The 15,665-nt window shown below is 70.4% G+C and carries 16 protein-coding genes and 1 pseudogene; 11 read left to right on the forward strand and 6 right to left on the reverse strand.

What is annotated here, in order from left to right; genetic code table 11:
• The first annotated feature begins 40 nt into the window (after nucleotides 1-40).
• Nucleotides 41-3,160 carry a beta strand repeat-containing protein gene (locus NOCA_RS07240; RefSeq protein WP_011754615.1) on the forward strand — a complete coding sequence of 1,040 codons (3,120 nt, stop codon included), beginning with the start codon at nucleotides 41-43 and terminating at the stop codon, nucleotides 3,158-3,160.
• 397 nt (nucleotides 3,161-3,557) lie between these two features.
• On the opposite strand, the gene NOCA_RS07245 is transcribed toward NOCA_RS07240, so the two are convergent.
• Nucleotides 3,558-4,466, reverse strand: a complete 909-nt coding sequence (locus NOCA_RS07245; RefSeq protein WP_140403896.1) for a hypothetical protein — start codon at nucleotides 4,464-4,466, stop codon at nucleotides 3,558-3,560.
• A 66-nt stretch (nucleotides 4,467-4,532) separates the two neighbouring features.
• Between NOCA_RS07245 and NOCA_RS07250 the strand changes: the two genes are divergently transcribed.
• The 7 genes from NOCA_RS07250 (at nucleotide 4,533) to NOCA_RS07280 (ending at nucleotide 8,448) form a co-directional block, all read left to right on the forward strand.
• Nucleotides 4,533-4,763 carry a hypothetical protein gene (locus NOCA_RS07250; RefSeq protein ID WP_041546357.1) on the forward strand — a complete coding sequence of 77 codons (231 nt, stop codon included), beginning with the start codon at nucleotides 4,533-4,535 and terminating at the stop codon, nucleotides 4,761-4,763.
• The gene (locus NOCA_RS07255; RefSeq protein WP_011754617.1) at nucleotides 4,753-5,067 is read left to right on the forward strand and encodes a type II toxin-antitoxin system PemK/MazF family toxin; all 315 of its coding nucleotides are present in this window, start codon (nucleotides 4,753-4,755) and stop codon (nucleotides 5,065-5,067) included. Before NOCA_RS07250 ends, NOCA_RS07255 begins: the two co-directional genes overlap by 11 nt.
• The gene (locus NOCA_RS28190; protein ID WP_238383432.1) at nucleotides 5,064-5,447 is read left to right on the forward strand and encodes a (deoxy)nucleoside triphosphate pyrophosphohydrolase; all 384 of its coding nucleotides are present in this window, start codon (nucleotides 5,064-5,066) and stop codon (nucleotides 5,445-5,447) included. Before NOCA_RS07255 ends, NOCA_RS28190 begins: the two co-directional genes overlap by 4 nt.
• A gap of 7 nt (nucleotides 5,448-5,454) precedes the next feature.
• Complete coding sequence (locus NOCA_RS28195) at nucleotides 5,455-5,745, forward strand: hypothetical protein (RefSeq protein ID WP_011754619.1); 291 nt, start codon at nucleotides 5,455-5,457, stop codon at nucleotides 5,743-5,745.
• Nucleotides 5,746-5,794: 49 nt separating this feature from the next.
• Complete coding sequence (locus NOCA_RS07270; protein ID WP_238383433.1) at nucleotides 5,795-7,087, forward strand: ATP-binding protein; 1,293 nt, start codon at nucleotides 5,795-5,797, stop codon at nucleotides 7,085-7,087.
• Between the two features lie 79 nt (nucleotides 7,088-7,166).
• Entirely contained in the window at nucleotides 7,167-8,075 is a 909-nt protein-coding gene (gene mshB, locus NOCA_RS07275) for an N-acetyl-1-D-myo-inositol-2-amino-2-deoxy-alpha-D-glucopyranoside deacetylase (RefSeq protein WP_011754621.1), read from the forward strand.
• A 37-nt stretch (nucleotides 8,076-8,112) separates the two neighbouring features.
• Complete coding sequence (locus NOCA_RS07280; RefSeq protein WP_011754622.1) at nucleotides 8,113-8,448, forward strand: hypothetical protein; 336 nt, start codon at nucleotides 8,113-8,115, stop codon at nucleotides 8,446-8,448.
• Here the strand turns inward: NOCA_RS07280 and NOCA_RS28630 are convergent.
• Both NOCA_RS28630 and NOCA_RS07285 read right to left on the reverse strand, forming a co-directional pair.
• Nucleotides 8,445-8,708, reverse strand: a pseudogene (locus tag NOCA_RS28630) (DUF5615 family PIN-like protein); the annotation flags it as partial. The gene NOCA_RS07280 and the pseudogene NOCA_RS28630 overlap by 4 nt on opposite strands.
• Before the next feature lie 104 nt (nucleotides 8,709-8,812).
• On the reverse strand, nucleotides 8,813-9,037 hold the full coding sequence (locus NOCA_RS07285; protein WP_011754623.1) for a DUF433 domain-containing protein: 225 nt from the start codon (nucleotides 9,035-9,037) through the stop codon (nucleotides 8,813-8,815).
• A gap of 41 nt (nucleotides 9,038-9,078) precedes the next feature.
• Here NOCA_RS07285 and NOCA_RS07290 point away from each other — a divergent pair, with 41 nt between their 5' ends.
• Together NOCA_RS07290 and NOCA_RS07295 are read left to right on the forward strand one after the other, a co-directional pair.
• Nucleotides 9,079-10,821: a VanW family protein gene (locus NOCA_RS07290; protein WP_011754624.1), complete on the forward strand. Its 1,743-nt coding sequence runs from the start codon at nucleotides 9,079-9,081 to the stop codon at nucleotides 10,819-10,821.
• Between the two features lie 71 nt (nucleotides 10,822-10,892).
• Entirely contained in the window at nucleotides 10,893-11,738 is an 846-nt protein-coding gene (locus NOCA_RS07295) for an esterase/lipase family protein (RefSeq protein ID WP_011754625.1), read from the forward strand.
• Nucleotides 11,739-11,878: 140 nt separating this feature from the next.
• On the opposite strand, the gene NOCA_RS07300 is transcribed toward NOCA_RS07295, so the two are convergent.
• From NOCA_RS07300 to NOCA_RS07310, 3 genes are read right to left on the reverse strand one after another with little or no spacing between them, the layout of a single operon-like run.
• A complete protein-coding gene (locus tag NOCA_RS07300) occupies nucleotides 11,879-12,958 on the reverse strand; it encodes a glycerate kinase family protein (protein WP_011754626.1) in 1,080 nt (359 codons plus the stop codon).
• A gap of 20 nt (nucleotides 12,959-12,978) precedes the next feature.
• Complete coding sequence (locus NOCA_RS27930) at nucleotides 12,979-13,494, reverse strand: gamma carbonic anhydrase family protein (RefSeq protein WP_011754627.1); 516 nt, start codon at nucleotides 13,492-13,494, stop codon at nucleotides 12,979-12,981.
• 14 nt (nucleotides 13,495-13,508) lie between these two features.
• The gene (locus NOCA_RS07310) at nucleotides 13,509-14,426 is read right to left on the reverse strand and encodes a cyclase family protein (protein ID WP_140403897.1); all 918 of its coding nucleotides are present in this window, start codon (nucleotides 14,424-14,426) and stop codon (nucleotides 13,509-13,511) included.
• 170 nt (nucleotides 14,427-14,596) lie between these two features.
• On the opposite strand from NOCA_RS07310, the gene NOCA_RS07315 reads away from it, so the two are divergent.
• Nucleotides 14,597-15,652: a zinc-dependent alcohol dehydrogenase gene (locus NOCA_RS07315; protein WP_011754629.1), complete on the forward strand. Its 1,056-nt coding sequence runs from the start codon at nucleotides 14,597-14,599 to the stop codon at nucleotides 15,650-15,652.
• The last annotated feature ends 13 nt before the right edge of the window (nucleotides 15,653-15,665 follow it).

The raw sequence follows: 15,665 nt of genomic DNA on the forward strand, positions 1-15,665 counted from the left end.
GGGAACTTCCCGGTCCATTCACTCCGGAAGGAAACACAGCATGAACAGCAGCGGCATCAAGCGGGGATTGGCAGTTTCTGCCGTCTCCGCTATGGCGGTGGCGGGTCTTCCGTTCCTCGCCTCCACGGCCTCGGCAACCACGGTCGCGTCGACTCTTGGCGCGAGCGCCGTTGAGCTCTACGCCCCGCAGAACGCGGCGGCCGTCTCTACAAAGAACGACGGCCAGAACACCACCGTCTCGCTCCTCGCTGGTGGCGGCAGCAGCGTTAGCTCGATCCTCTTCCAGTACCAGTCCACCACGAGCGCAGGCACCTGGGTGGACGTGCCGGGTGGCCTCGTCTCTCGTGACGCCGACGGCGTCTTCAAGTTCGACTGGTCAAACCCGCCGTCCGACCTTGTCGCCGTTCAGGCCGTTTCGAACCTGAACACCACCGACGGTGAGGTCGTCGCACTGGCGCCGAACACCGCCACCACTCACACCGTCGAGCTGAGCAGCGAGGGTGCGCTCGGCGTCTTCGTCTCGCCGTACGCCGCGGCCGACGACTTCGACGGCACGGTCGGTAATGACAACGTGATCGGTCAGTACATCGGCGTGCACGGTACGACTTCCGGGGCTACCACCCCCGTCACGGTCTCGCAGGTCAGCCACGAGGGCCAGACCACCACCGACTCCGTGAACGCCACCTCGGCTGACGCGGACGGCACCGGCGCGGGCACCACTGGCGCGTTCGGCGCGATCATGGACATCGCCGGTTACGTGGCATCTTCGGGCAGCGACGCCAACCAGCTCGTCCTGAACGCGGCGACCACGGTCGGCGCGCAGACCAACACCGACGACGCTGAGGGTTCCACGCTCTACACGCAGACCATCACCACCGTCACCGCCACCCCGGAGTCGCAGAACGCGACCGCCGCCGGTGGTCAGGTCACGATCAAGGTGACGGACCAGAACGGCAAGCCCGTCGCTAACGCGCAGGTTGGCCGGTTCCTTCCGGACGGCCCGGACGTTGACACGACCCCGGACGAGCCGGGCACGGTGCTCGGCTACACGGACGCCAATGGTGAGCTGAAGGTCACCCAGACCTTCAACGGCACCGCGACGTACTACGCCAACACGACAGATGCCGACGTCTACAACCAGGGTACGGACCCCGCGGACACCGCATCGGTGTCGATCTACACGCCCAGGGTGGCGCAGGTTGTCATCAAGGCTCGGGGCGACCGCACCTCGTTCGACCTTGACGAGTTTGTCGACGGTGACGAGTTCACCATTCAGACGCTTGACCAGAACGGCAACGCCTACAACGAGGACGGCAACGCGGCGGACGGTGACGCCACCGAGGTCGAGTACCGCTGGATCATCGACCCGACCGCTGCTGGCGCTCCGACCCTCACCCAGGACTGGCAGACGGACGCGACTGACGGTGGCAGCACGTTCACCGTGCCGGCACTCGTCGACGGCGACCTGGCGGGCGAGTTCAAGAACCCGGATGGCACGGCCGCCGCGGCTGGCGACCTGCCCGCGGGCTCCTACACGCTTGAGGCTCGTCGGCCCAACGTCGGCCTCGCCGGCGGTCTCGTGAACGCCACCCCGGCGACGTACTCGGTGGGCGAGTCGGAGATCACCTTCACCGGTGGTGCCGACGAGAACGCGACTGTCAACGGCAGCTTCACCGCCACCGGCAAGCTCGCCCTGACGGGCACCAACGGCGCAGGACTGGCTGGCCGGTCGGTTCCGCTCGAGCTCACCGCCGGTGTCGGCGGTGCCGGTGACACCCGGTTCGCGCCGCAGTCCGAGCAGCCGGCTGGCGTGACGGTCATCGACAGCGACAGCGCCACGGCAATCACCGGCGCGGACGGATCCTTCTCTGTCAAGCTGACGGACCCGGCGGTTCCCGCCAACGTCACGCCCACGCCGGAGAACGACGTCCTCACCGCGGGTCCGGCGACCGAGGGTGCGGCCGACGGGTCGTCTCTGAAGGGCACCAACGGCGCGGATGACACTGTCACCCCGACCGCTGACGCGACCGGCGCGCAGAACATCCACTGGCAGAAGGCGCCTGAGGTTTCCTCGATCAGCATCACGATGAACACGCTCGACCCGTACAACGCGGCGTCGAACTCCGACACGACCACGCCCGCTCCCGGTGTGCCGGTCGACCTGGACATCGTGGTGAAGGGCAAGGACGGCGACACCGACCCGAGCAACGATCCCGCGCTGCAGGACTTCCCCCTCAACGTCAAGGTCAGCAACGGGTTCCTGAGCCCGAACGCCGAGACGGCGAACGACGCTGTTCTGGCCGACGGCCACGACAACGAGGGCGACCTCTGGGGCTTCTTCAAGAACGACGGCACGTCCGTGGACACCTCGACTGGGGACGCGAAGGTCGCCGGCGCAGTCGTGGCGATCGAGAAGGACTCCGGTTTCGACGACGACGGCATGGTCACCCTGACCGTGACGGTCACCGCCGGTGGAGTCACCGAGACCCAGGACATCACCTTCGACGACCGCTACATGATCAACCAGGGCGAGTCGAGCCTCGAGCGTGCGGCCGGCGAGCCTGCCGGTGACGTCACCGTGGGTGAGAACCTGGACTTCAACCTCTACACCCACGACCAGTTCGGCAACCTCGCTGGCGACCAGCAGGCTCGGATCTCGGACGACTCGACGGTGGCGGACTTCGCTACCGATGAGGACTTCGACTTCACCCTGTCGGACTTCACGACGTCCGGCCCGGGCGTGACCGCCTTCTCGGACGCTCCGACGACCCAGACGCTCATCGCGTCTATGTCCCCGGGTGCGGTTGTCGTTGGGCCGACCAGCGCCAACCCGGTGACGCAGAACCGGAACGTCACGGTGTCCTCCGCCCCGATCACCTGGGTCGCTGGCCCGCAGCCCAAGGTCGACCCGCAGCTCGTGGTTCGTGGCCGCGGCGGCAAGGTTGACCGGGTCAAGGCCAACGCGATCAGTGACGCCGCTGGTGCCCGCGCAACCGTGTGGGTCCACGGCAAGCGCGTCGGCAAGGGTGTCCTGAACTCGGACGGCAACATCACGTTCCGCGTCAAGGACAAGAACGGCAACAAGAAGACGCGCTACGTTGTCAAGATCGGTGCGACCACGCTGACCTTCGCCGACCAGGCGAGCAAGCGCATCCGCTGATCCGGTAGTTCGTCAACGGGCGGGCTCCGGGACAGAAGAGTGACTGTCCCGGAGCCAGCTCTCCCGGGGGCCCTGCTCCCGCAACCCCCGTACAACTGAAGCAACAAGTCGGGACACACAGACGCGGTCCGGGCCATTCTCTGTTTGCCGCTGCGCGAGAATGGTCCGGACCGCCTGTCTCACCCTAGGGCATACGGTCTCTTACGCCCGGCAACCAAGCGCCACCGAATCGGTGGCGCTTGTCGCATGTCTGGACAGACTTTGGGAGCGGTTCGAGCCTCCTCGAGGCCGCTCGCCCGGGACCGCCGTGGTCGGCGCCCTGCCTTCACTATCGGGGTCTCGACAAGCTCGACCGACGGCGGTGGTTTCGAGGCTCCTCGCTGGCGCTGGTTGCACCTCAACCACCGGGGCAGAGCGGGTTCCGCAGCGCGAGGATCCAGCGGCGCCGGGGGTGCTCGGTGACGGTCCAGAGGTGGCGGCCATCTGCTGAGGCGGCGAGATCCTCGGGGCCCATCGGGACCGCCCACCGGCGCTCTCGGTACGCGCCGGGGCGTCCGGTCCAGAGCGAGCCCGGGGTCCAGGGGCCGTGGGAGGCCGTGAACACGTAGGAGTCACCGGTGCGCACCACGCCCTGGGCGCGCAGCACGCCACCACCGGGCGCGTCGACGACCTCGATCGGGCCGCCGTCCGTGGCGAGGTGGACGAGGCGGCGGGTCTGGCGGCGGTCGCCGTACTCACCGACCACGAGCTCGCCGGGACGGTCGGGGACCGTCGAGACGAACGAGAACCGCAGCGGCTCCCCGGTCGCACCGGTGACCGCGAGCCGGTGCCGCACCGGCAGCACGTACCCGGCCTCGGTGCGCAGCACGTCGCCGGTGTCGGCGACCCAGAGTCCGGCCTTCGTGGCGGCGACGTGCAGCGTGGTGCCGCTCCACGCGAGCCCGCCGGCGTGCACGCGCAGCGGTGCATAGCCCTCGGCGGTGGGCCGGACCAGCGTCACGTGCCGGTAGCGGCGTGCCTCGAGATCGAGCACGCTGAGCCGGGACCCGCCGCCCGTGGCATACCAGGTGACGCCGAGGATGCGCGGCTCCGGTCCGGGGGAGACGCCCTGCGGCCACCAGGCCGGGTCCCGCCGGTCGACGGCGTCCCAGGTCCAGGCGCGGTGCCGCGACCGGCACGGCGCGACGGTACGCCGCAGCCGCCGGTCCAGGTCGCCCAGCACGGCGGCCAGGCCGACCCGCCCGCCGTACCTCTCGGCCAGCGCGTCGACGCCGGCGGCGAGGTCGTCGGTGCGGATGAGCAGCATCTCGGCCACGGTATCGTGCGACATTTGACAGACGCGGTGTCTTACGCACGGTGTTACATTGTGCCTATGGCGACGATCACCTTCCGCACCGATCCGGAGGTCGACGCGGCGCTCGCCGCCCTCGTCGTCGAGGGCCGGGACCGATCGCGGGCGATCCGAGAGGCCATCATCGAGGCGGCGCGGCGCGAACGCGACGACCGGCTTCGAGCCGAGGCGACGGCACTCGCCGCCGACCCCGAGGACCGGGCAGAGGCACGCGCCGTGATCGAGGACATGGAGTCGCTGCGTGCGTGGTGACGTCTTCGAGCTCCGCGTGCCGCGGGGGTCGCAAGGGCACGAGCAACGCGGTCGCCGGTTCGCGGTCGTCGTCCAGTCCGACCTGCTGCCGCTGTCGACCTGGCTGGTTGCGCCCACCTCGTCGAGTGCACGAGCGTCCGGCTTCCGGCCCGAGGTCGAGGTCGGCGGCACGGTGACGCGCGTCCTGGTCGAACAGACCGCGGCTGTCGACCCGCAGCGACTGGGCGACCTGGTCGGACACCTGACCGGTGCCGAGCTGGACGAGGTCGATAGGTCCCTGCGCATCGTGCTGGGCCTCGAGTGAGCGCAGTGGTGGGTGCGGCCATCCTGCGCGACGGGCGGGTGCTGGCGGCGCGCCGTACGTTCCCCGCCGAGGCGGCCGGGCGCTGGGAGCTCCCCGGCGGCAAGGTCGAGCCGGGGGAGACCCCGGAGGACGCGCTGGTCCGCGAGGTCGCCGAGGAGCTCGGCTGCACCATCGAGCTGACCGGCTGGCTCCCCGAGGAGGTCGCCATCGGCGACCGACACGTGCTCCGGGTCGCGCTCGCGCGCCTGGTGGCCGACGAGCCGACGCCACACGAGCACGACCGGGTCCGCTGGCTGGGCGCCGACGAGCTCGAGGACGTCGACTGGCTCGACCCGGACCGGCCGTTCCTGCTCGCCGTACGGGCCGCGCTCCTGGGATGATCGGCGGGTGCGCGGGATCTTCTTCGACGAGGACGACGCCCGAGCCGTGGTCGCCCGCCTGATCGCGCTCGGGTACGACGCGCACGCCGAGCGGGACCGGCTTGCGGGCGAGGACGACGACGAGGACCACCCCTGGGCGGTGCTGACCGACGCGCCCGCGGTCGAGCTCGAGCTCCTCGTCGAGCAGTACGACGGCTGGCTGGACGACGACGCCCCGGCACCACCCGCCCCGCCGCCGCTCGACCTGCCGAGCGGGCCGCGGAGGATCAAGCGGTCAGGACGAACCGGGAGCGTCTAGAGTCCCGAAATGGGAGCGTAGGGCTTCCCGAAACAGTAGTGTTGCGGGCATGGCCAGGACCATCCGTCCCATGCCCGGCTACGTGCGCCGCATCGTCGACGACGAGCTCGACGACCTGCTCGCCGGCCTTGCGGCGATCAGCATCGAGGGCCCGAAGGGGGTCGGCAAGACCGCGACAGCCGAGGTCCGTGCTACCACGACCTACCGGCTGGACGTGCCGTCCGAGCTGCAGGTCGTCCAGGCCGACCCGGATCGGCTGGTGGCCGGCCCTCAGCCCATCCTGATCGACGAGTGGCAGCACTATCCGCCGAGTTGGGACCTGGTGCGCCGTGCCGTGGACCGAGACCCTGCGCCCGCCCGGTTCCTGCTCACCGGCTCGGCCTCGCCCAGTGGCGCTCCGACGCACACCGGTGCAGCTCGAATCGTTCCGGTTCGCATGCGCCCGCTGTCCCTCGTGGAACGCGGCATCCCCGCCTCCGTGAGCCTCGGCAGCCTCCTCTCGGGTCGGCGAGGAGCGATCAGCGGCGCCACGGACATCACCCTGCGCGACTACGTGGACGAGATCCTCGCCGGAGGGTTCCCCGGACTGCGCGGGCTGCCGGCGCGAGCGCTGCGCGCCCAGCTCGACGGATACCTCCAGCGCGTCGTCGACCGTGAGTTCCCCGAGCAGGGATTGACCCTGAGGCACCCAGACACGCTGCGGGCCTGGATGCGCGCGTACGCCGCTGCGACGTCCACGACCGCGAGCTTCGAGGTGATCCGCGACGCTGCGATGCCGGGCGTCGGCAACAAGCCCGCGAAGAGCACGACTGTTCCCTGGCGCGACATCCTCGCCCGGCTCTGGCTGCTCGACCCCGTGCCGGCGTGGCTGCCGACGACCAACCTGTTCAAGGAGCTGGCCTCCGCGGACAAGCATCAGCTCGCCGACCCTGCCCTCGCCGCACGCCTGCTCAATGTCACCGCCGAGAAGCTCCTCGCGGGCGAGTCCGTCGGCCCCCAGGTGCCACGGCACGGGACCCTCCTCGGCGCGCTGCTCGAGGGCCTGGTCGCGCTCAATCTCCGCGTGTATGCGCAGGCGGCCGAAGCAGAGGTCCGCCATCTGCGCACCCACCGGGGCGAACACGAGGTCGACTTCATCGTCACGGGGAGCGACGGAGGCGTCGTCGCACTCGAGGTGAAGCTCTCCGCGACGGTCGCGGACACGGACCTGACTCACCTCAGGTGGCTGGCGAGCAGGCTCGGGAACGACCTGCGAGACGCGGTCCTCGTCAACACCGGGACGCATGCCTATCGTCGCGCCGACGGCATCGCCGTCGTACCTGTCGCGCTGCTCGGTCCCTGACCACTTGCGGAAGATCGGGCGCCCCTGAGCGGTTGTGGTCTCGACAGGCTCGACCACCGGACCTCCCTAGGATCACCCCATGACGTTCGACCAGCGGCTCCTCCTCGTGCACGCCCACCCCGACGACGAGTCGATCGGCCAGGGCGCCACGATGGCGAAGTACGCCGCCGAGGGCCGCGGCGTCACGCTCGTGACCTGCACCGGCGGCGAGATGGGGGAGATCCTCGTCCCCGAGCTCACCCACCTGGCCGCCGACCAGGAGGACCGGCTCGGCGAGCACCGGCGCGGCGAGCTCGACGCGGCGATGGCCGAGCTGGGGGTCACCGACCACCGCTACCTCGGCGGCTTCGGCACCTACCGCGACAGCGGGATGAAGTGGCACGAGGACGGGCATGCCGTCCCGGCCGACGACATCCATCAGAACGCGTTCTGGCACGCCGACCTCACCGAGGCCGCCGACCACCTGGTCGCGGTGATCCGCGAGGTGCGGCCCCAGGTCCTGGTCACCTACGACCAGTTCGGCGGCTACGGCCATCCCGACCACATCCAGGCGCACCGGGTCGCGACGTACGCCGCCGCTCTGGCCGCGGTCCCGTCGTACCGCAAGGACCTCGGCGCCGCTTGGGACATCGCGAAGATCTACTGGGGCGCGATGTCGGAGAGCCGGATGCGCGCGGCCCTGCGGGCGCTGCGCGAGGCCGGCGACACCACGGCGTTCGAGGGCATGGACCCCGACGGCCCGCTGCCGCCGTTCGTCACCGCCGACGAGGACCTGTCCGCGGTGGTCGACGCCCAGGAGCACGTCGAGGCGAAGCTGGCAGCGATGCGCGCGCACGCCACCCAGATCACCACCGACGGGCCCTTCTTCGCGCTGTCCAACAACGTGGGCAACGTCGCCTGGGGGCTGGAGTTCTTCCGCCTCGCCAAGGGCGAGCGCGGCGAGCTGAACCAGGACGGTCTCGAGACCGACCTGTTCGCCGGGCTCTGAGTCCGGCGCTGATCGGACGGGTCTGTCGGGTGTCGCGATGAGGTGGCTGGCGGCGCTCGGCCTGCTCGTCGCCGGCGCGGTGACCGGCGTCGCCGTGGTCGCCCTGCACCCGATCGGCTGGGGCCTGGCGCTCGGCCTCGTAGCCACCGGCGCGGTGGTCGCGGCCCTGCCCGCCGGGTGGTGGTCGCGGCTGGCGTTCGTCGTCGGCTGGGACCTGCTGGTCGGCTGGCTGACGTTCCCTCGGCCGGAGGGCGACTACGTGATCAGCCAGGATCTCCCGGGCTACACCGTCCTCGGTGCCGCCCTGGTCCTGATCGTCGTCGGCATCGCGACGCTGCCCCGGCCGCGCGGGTGCCGCGGAGGAGAGGCCTAAGACCGAAGAGGCAGGCGACGGACGCGCAGATGGTTGAGCGAGATCGAGACCACGGCGCCGACCCGTAGCTCATCCTCGACGGTCGGCAGGTTGGCAGCGAGAAGCGCGGCCTGCTCACGAGGGGTGAGCGCGTCCGCTGACCGAAACAGGACGAGTGATGGTCTGCCCCGTCCTGTCAAGGCGAGGATCGTGGCGAAGTCGCTGTCGGCCGAGACGATCGCTGAGCGCTGACCAGTCGCGAACGATGCGATCGACTCGTCGGTTGAAGTGCGAGACCGTGGTCTTCGACGTGTGTCGCGTCGAAGACCACGGCGCGGAGAAGCTCAGCGACGACGGGGGGAGAGATTGGCGTCGACGAGCAGCTTCATGCGGCAACGAACGGGAAGTCGCGTTGGATCGACTCCGTGGCGAAGGCCAGCGCAGCCAAGACGTCTTCTCGTTCCAGATACGGATAGTCGGCGAGCACCTGCTCGACCGGGCTTCCCGCTGCAAGCTGCCCGAGCACGGCCGTCACCGTGACCCGAGTGTCACGGATCGTGGGTGCGCCGGCCATCCTGGCCGGGTCGACCGTGATGCGGTCAGTGGACATGCTCACAGTCTAGGCGACGGGCGCCTCCTAGGATGGCGCGCGTGAATCAGCAGCCGACCGTGCCCGCCCGGGAGAAGGAGGGCGGCAAGGTCGTCCTGCTGATGCTCGCCGGGCTCGTCCTGCTGGCAGGAGCGGCGTACGGCGCGCTGTATCTCGCCGCCGGCGACAAGGTGCCGCGGGGCACCACGGTGGCCGGTGTCGACATCGGCGGCCGGACCCCGGCCGACGCCGAGGAGGTGCTCCGCACCGGGCTCGCCGACCGGGTGGACCGGCCGATCACGGTGGCCGCCGAGGGGGCGCGGAGCACCCTCGACCCGGGCGAGGCGGGCCTCACCGTCGACTACGCCGCATCGGTGGCCGAGGCCGGCGGCGGCCGCAGCTGGAGCCCCGGGCGGCTGTGGGACTACTGGACCGGCGGCGACGACCTCGACCCGGTCCTCGACGTGGACGACGCGGCCTTCGACGCCGCGCTCGACAAGCTCGGGGAGGACCTCGGCACCCCGCCGGTCGAGGGCGACGTGAAGTTCCGCGACGGCAAGGTCGTCGTCACCGACCCGGCCACCGGCGAGGAGATCCACCCCGAGGCGGCCCGACTCGCGATCACCACGGCGTACATCGCCGAGGACGCCACCGACGTCGAGCTCGAGCTGCGCCCGGCCGACCCCGAGGTGGACGCCGCCGACCTCCAGGAGGCGCTGGAGGCGTTCGCCAACCCGGCGATGTCCGGCCCGGTGACGCTGGTCTTCGGCGACTCGCCGGTGCGGCTCGACCCGGCCGACTTCGGCAAGGTCCTCGGGATGGGCGCCGAGGACGGCGAGCTGGTGCCGGACCTGCGGGAGAAGAAGCTCGTCAAGCTGGTCGACCGCGGGATCAGCCAGGACGGTGCGCCGGTTGACGCGACCGTCGCCCTGGTGGACGGCAAGCCCAAGGTGATCCCCGCCAAGCCCGGCGTCACTTACAAGCCCTCCGACGTCAGCGACGCCTTCCTCGAGCTGGTCGCCCGCGAGGGCGACCGCGAGATGAAGGTCCCCTCGACGGTCGCCGAGCCGGACTTCACCACCAAGGATGCCCGGGCGCTGAAGATCCGCGAGCAGGTCTCCACGTTCACGACGTACTACCCCTACGCGGAGTACCGCAACATCAACATCGGACGCGCCGCCGAGCTGATCGACGGCACCGTCCTGAAGCCCGGCGACGAGTTCTCGCTCAACGGCATCGTCGGCGAGCGCACCCGCGAGAACGGCTTCACCGAGGGCTTCATCATCAGCGACGGCATCTTCAAGGAGGACCTCGGCGGCGGCGTCTCGCAGATGGCGACCACGACCTTCAACGCGATGTTCTTCGCTGGCCTGAAGGACATCGAGCACAAGCCGCACTCGTTCTACATCGACCGCTACCCCGTGGGCCGCGAGGCGACGGTGGCCTGGGGCGCGGTCGACCTGCGGTTCGAGAACGACACGCCGTACGGCGTGCTCGTGCACGCGCACGTCACGCCGGCGACGTCGTCGTCCCAGGGCGTGGTGACCGTGTCGATGTACTCCACGAAGTACTGGGACATCTCTACCACCACCTCGGACCGCTACAACTACCGCCAGCCGGCGACCCGCACCCTGACCACCCCGGACTGCTACCCGAACACCGGGTACGCCGGCTTCGACGTGGACGTCACGCGCACCTTCCGCCGCCACGGCGAGGACGCCGTCGACCACACCGAGAAGTTCCACACCGCCTACACGCCCTCCGACACGGTGATCTGCAAGAAGCCCAAGCAGCGAGGTGACTGAGGCGACACGCCCGCCGGTTCTGGCTGCCAGGTCGGCCGTGACCGGGGCCGCCGCTGGTCGTTTGGCCAGACATGCGACTGCTGCTCGGTGCCCTGCTCGTCTCGCTCGTCGCGGCCCTCGGGGTGTCGGCGCCCGCCGGCGCGGACGGCGTACCGCTCCCGACCAACCCGTTCGGTGACCCGACCGGAGCCAATGACTGGTCGTGCGAGCCGGCGACCCAGCGGCCGCAGCCGGTGATCATCGTGCACGGCACCTTCGGCGACAAGAAGAGCCTGCTCGACGACCTGTCCGCGGCGATGGTGGCCGACGGCTTCTGCGTGTACTCCTTCGACTACGGCAACCGCGGCACGGGTGACATCCCGACCTCGGCCAAGCAGCTCAGCGCGTTCACTGCGAAGGTCCTCGACGCGACCGGCGCCGACCGGGTCTCGATGGTCGGCCACTCCCAGGGCGGGATGATGCCGCGCTACTACATCAAGTTCCTCGGCGGCGCGTCGGTCGTCGACGACCTCGTCGGCCTCTCGCCGTCCAACCACGGCACCACGATCGTCGCCGACCCCTCGAACCCGCTCACCGGTGGCCTGTGCCCTGCCTGCAACCAGCAGGCCGCCGGCTCGGACTTCCTGACCCGGCTCAATGCCGGCGACGAGACGCCCGGCCGGGTCAGCTACACCCAGATCAGCACCAGGCACGACGAGGTGGTCGTCCCCTACACCTCGGCGTTCCTGGCCGCCGGCCCGCGCACGACCAACGTCACCATCCAGGACTCCTGCCCGGCCGACACCGCCGAGCACGTGTTCATCCCGATGAGCCGGACCGCGATCGCCTGGGTGCTGAACGCGCTCACCCGGCCCGGGCCCGCCGACCCGGCGTACCGCCCCACGTGCGGTGCCACCGGCCTCCCGGGCGCCCCCTGACCGACCGCCCGCTGACCGGGGGCGGTTTCCCCGGTTCACCGGGGATGTTGGAACTTCTGGCCCGAAGTTTCGGCCCAACAGTTCCGGTTTCCCCGGTTCACCGGGGAAACCGACGCCCGGCGACCGTCCGGCGCGGTTCGTCAGCCCCAGTCCTCGGCGATGCGGGCTGCAACCGCCCGGAGGAGCCGCCGGGCCTCGCGCATGCAGACTGCCGGGTCGCTCTCCAGGTCGCTGAGGGAGTACACCCTGCTCAGGCCGGCCTCGCCCTCCTCGAGCTCCGACAGCTCGTTGCGCCCGGTCACCGCGATCACGGCTGCTCCGCGGGCGGCCGATGCCCGCGCCACACCCACCGGCCCCTTGCCGCGCAGGCTCTGCCGGTCCAACGAGCCCTCCCCGACGATGACCAAGTCAGCCGACGCAGCGACGACGTCGAAGCCGGTGAGCTCGAGGAGCAGCTCCGTGCCCGAGGCGAGGCGGGCTCCGGCGAGAGCGACGAGCCCGAAGCCGAGACCACCGGCAGCGCCCGCCCCCGGCAGGTGGCGGAGATCTCGGCCTGTCGCCTTGGCAACGGCATCGGCCCACGCTGTCATCCGAGCCTCCAGGGCCGCGACGCAGGGCGGATCCGCACCCTTCTGTGGCGCATACACGCGGGCCGCCCCTTCGGCTCCGGTCAACGGATTGTCGACGTCGCACGCGACCACCAGGTCGACCTCGCCGAGTTGCCCGTCGGGCCGAATCCGGGGCGGTCCGCCCCGGTGAGGGTGGTGACCGAGTGCTGCCACCTCGATGCCGAGCGCCGCGACCGCGCCGGCACCCCCGTCCGTCGTCGCGCTGCCCCCGGCCCCGACCACGACGTGGGTGGCCCCGCGGGACACGGCCGCGAGGATGAGCTCACCTACGCCGTACGTCGTGGCGCTCCAGGCGGTTCGCGGGTCAGGTGCCACCGGCAGCACGGCCAGGCCGGCGGCGGACGCCATCTCGATGATGGCCGTCCCGTCGCGCATGGCGAACGTCGTCGGGACGGGTCGCCCGAGCGGGCCGGTGACCTCGACCGCGACCGGGTCGAACCCGAGGCCGAGAGCGAGCTCGACCGTGCCTTCGCCGCCGTCGGCGACCGGGTGCCTGACGACCTCGAACCCTGGACGCTGCGCGAGTGCGCCGGCGATGAGATCCGCCACCTCGGCGGCGCGCAACGAGCCCTTGAACTTGTCTGGAGCCACGATGACTCGCCGGACTCGGCTCACGGCGGACCTGCGTCCCGGTAGCGAGCCGCCAGGGTCAGGTAGTCGGTGGCATTCTGCGCCAGGTCGTGGACCTCCTGGGCGGTCAGCTCTCGCCGGCGCCTGGCGGGGACTCCTGCGACGAGGCTGCGAGCTTCGAACTCCGTCCCCTCGAGCACCACGGACCCGGCGGCGACCAGGCACATCGGACCGATCCTGGCACCGTTCAGGATCACCGCCCGCATCCCGACCAGGGAACCGGCCTCGACCAAGCATCCGTGCAGGACCGCGCCATGCCCGACCGAGACGTCCGGGGCGACCGCCACCGGGAATCCGGGGTCTGCGTGCACGATCGCCCCGTCTTGGATGTTGCTCCGCTCCCCGAGGGAGATCGTGTCGCCGTCAGCGCGGATCACGCTGCCGAACCACACGCTGGCGCCACGCTCCACCGTGACCGCTCCGGCAAGGACGGCTGTGGGCGCGACCCAGGCCTCCGGGTGGACACGCGGCAGGTGATGTTCGAGACGGAGCCTCACGATGTGCCTGTCCTTCAGATGATGGCCACCGGGTCCAGCATCGAACCGGTGGTGCCCTTGATCTTCAGGGGCAGGGCGACGAAGAGGAACTCGTGGACGTGCTCGGCAGCCAGCTCCTCGAGGTAGATCCCCTCGAAGAGGTAGATGCCGTGCTCGATCAACAGCAGGGTGTGCACGGGCTGGGGGTTGGCCGGCGAGCCGGGGTCGGGTGCCGGCTGGACCTCGTAGGTCTCCGTGTCGCTGCCGGTGGCGACCACACCCTGTTCCAGCAACCAGCGGGCTGCCGACAGGTCGGGCCCGGCGGTGGTGTGCCTCGCCATCCGGTCGGTGTCCGGCCACGCGCTCAGGTAGCCGGTCCGGACCAAAACGACGTCGCCTCGGCGGACGGTGACGCCCTGGTGCCTGGCCACCGCCTGGAGCTGAGCGGCGTCGACGGGCTGGTGCGACGGGAGTGCGTCGACCCCGAGGTATCCCGGCACGTCCAACAGCACCCCGCGGCGGATGAACGGCGGCAACCTGCTGCCGTCTCCGACCGTGGGTCCGCGGTCGCCGAGATGTTCCTGGGCGTTGCCGCCGCCGTACCAGTGGTCGTCCTCGCCGATCGTCATGTGGGCCAGCGCGTCCACGTGCGCACCGCTGTGCGCGGTCCCGCTGACGTTCTCGGCCATGTACTGCAGGTTGACCTCGTTGTGGGGCCCCCACGGCTCGACGCCGTCACCGCGCAGCCCGGCGGGCGTGCGGTACATCGTCACCTGGAACGGCGGGTGCGACCCGAAGAGCGGCATCCCGGTGTACCGCGGCAGCGCCAGCGAGAACACCCGCCCCTGCTCGGGCAGCCGGAGTGCCGCCAAGACGTCGGCGGGGCTCTGGTGGCCTGCGGGGCCGACGTGGCGCAGGCCCTCCGGGGCCTCCGGGAACGGTGTGCTGGACAACGGTCGGCTCCTCCATGCGGGACTCAGTCGATTATCGATAGTAGGTGAGATGCGTCCCGGTGGGAACCTGTGCGCCTCGGCATGACGGCGAGATCTAGTGGCTTGACTCACACTCCGAGCACCCTTACCCTCGATTATCGATAAAGGTCTGAACCCTCGCAGGAGCGATGATGACGCAGATCATGCAGGCCCTGGTGGTGCGCGAGCCCAATGTGCTCGAGATCGCCGAGGTGCCTGTGCCCGAGCCCGGTCGCAACGAGGTCTTGGCGCGAGTCCGATCCGTCTCGATCTGCGGCACCGACGCCCACCTCATCAACGGTGACTACCCCGGGTTCTGGCCGCCGCAGTTCCCCTTCACCCCCGGCCACGAATGGGCGGGTGACGTCGTGGCCCTCGGTGAGGGTGCGGACACCTTCGGCTGGCGGGTCGGCGACCGGGTCGCGGGCACGAGCCACAGTGCTTGCGGCGCCTGCCAGAAGTGCGTCGAAGGCCAGTACAACCTGTGTGAGAACTACGGCAGGCCGGCGCTCCATGCTCAGTACGGACACAACGCGCAGGGGGTCAACGCCACCTATGCCGTCCACAACGTCAAGTCGATCTTCCGGCTGCCCGATGAGGTGAGCTTCGATGTCGGTGCCCTGGCTGACCCGGCCAGCATCGCCCTGCACGTAGCACGTCGCGGCAACATCAAGCCGGGGGACACCGTTGCGGTGACCGGTGCCGGCGCGATCGGCCTCCTCGCGGCTGACGCCGCACTGATCGATGGGGCCGCGCGGGTGATCGTGGTGGGGCGCGGCCACCGTCTGGAGCGGGCTGCTGCGCTGGGGTTCGAGACCGTCGACACGCGCACAGGCGACCCGGTCGCCGAGGTGCGTGGACTGACGAGTGGCCTCGGCGCCGACGTGGTCCTGGAATGTGCGGGCGTCCCCGAGACCCTGATCTGGGGGATGGCGATGCTGCGCCGCGGCGGTCGCTGCGCGATGGTCGGCATCCCGACCGAGGACGTCAGCCTGAAGTGCCAGCCCCTCGTGCTCGATGAGCTGGAGCTGGTCGGCTCACGCGCCTCTGCCGGTGAGATGCGCCGCGTCCTGCCCTTCATCGCCAACGGGAGGATGCGGGCCGAGGAGCTCATCACCCACCACTTCCCGCTCTCGGAGTACGACAAGGCGCTGGCCACGTTCAACGACCGTGCCAGCGGTGCGATCAAGATCATCGTCAACCCCTAGACCCACGGTCACG

Source organism: Nocardioides sp. JS614 (assembly GCF_000015265.1).
Classification (GTDB): domain Bacteria; phylum Actinomycetota; class Actinomycetes; order Propionibacteriales; family Nocardioidaceae; genus Nocardioides.

Excerpts from the sequence above, each read along its gene's own strand:
- NOCA_RS07240 (WP_011754615.1), top strand. The coding sequence starts at position 41 with ATGAACAGCAGCGGCATCAAGCGGGGATTGGCAGTTTCTGCCGTCTCC.
- NOCA_RS07245 (WP_140403896.1), bottom strand. The coding sequence starts at position 4,466 with ATGCTGCTCATCCGCACCGACGACCTCGCCGCCGGCGTCGACGCGCTG.
- NOCA_RS07250 (WP_041546357.1), top strand. The coding sequence starts at position 4,533 with ATGGCGACGATCACCTTCCGCACCGATCCGGAGGTCGACGCGGCGCTC.
- NOCA_RS07270 (WP_238383433.1), top strand. The coding sequence starts at position 5,795 with ATGGCCAGGACCATCCGTCCCATGCCCGGCTACGTGCGCCGCATCGTC.
- mshB (WP_011754621.1), top strand. The coding sequence starts at position 7,167 with ATGACGTTCGACCAGCGGCTCCTCCTCGTGCACGCCCACCCCGACGAC.
- NOCA_RS07280 (WP_011754622.1), top strand. The coding sequence starts at position 8,113 with ATGAGGTGGCTGGCGGCGCTCGGCCTGCTCGTCGCCGGCGCGGTGACC.
- NOCA_RS07285 (WP_011754623.1), bottom strand. The coding sequence starts at position 9,037 with ATGTCCACTGACCGCATCACGGTCGACCCGGCCAGGATGGCCGGCGCA.
- NOCA_RS07295 (WP_011754625.1), top strand. The coding sequence starts at position 10,893 with ATGCGACTGCTGCTCGGTGCCCTGCTCGTCTCGCTCGTCGCGGCCCTC.
- NOCA_RS07315 (WP_011754629.1), top strand. The coding sequence starts at position 14,597 with ATGACGCAGATCATGCAGGCCCTGGTGGTGCGCGAGCCCAATGTGCTC.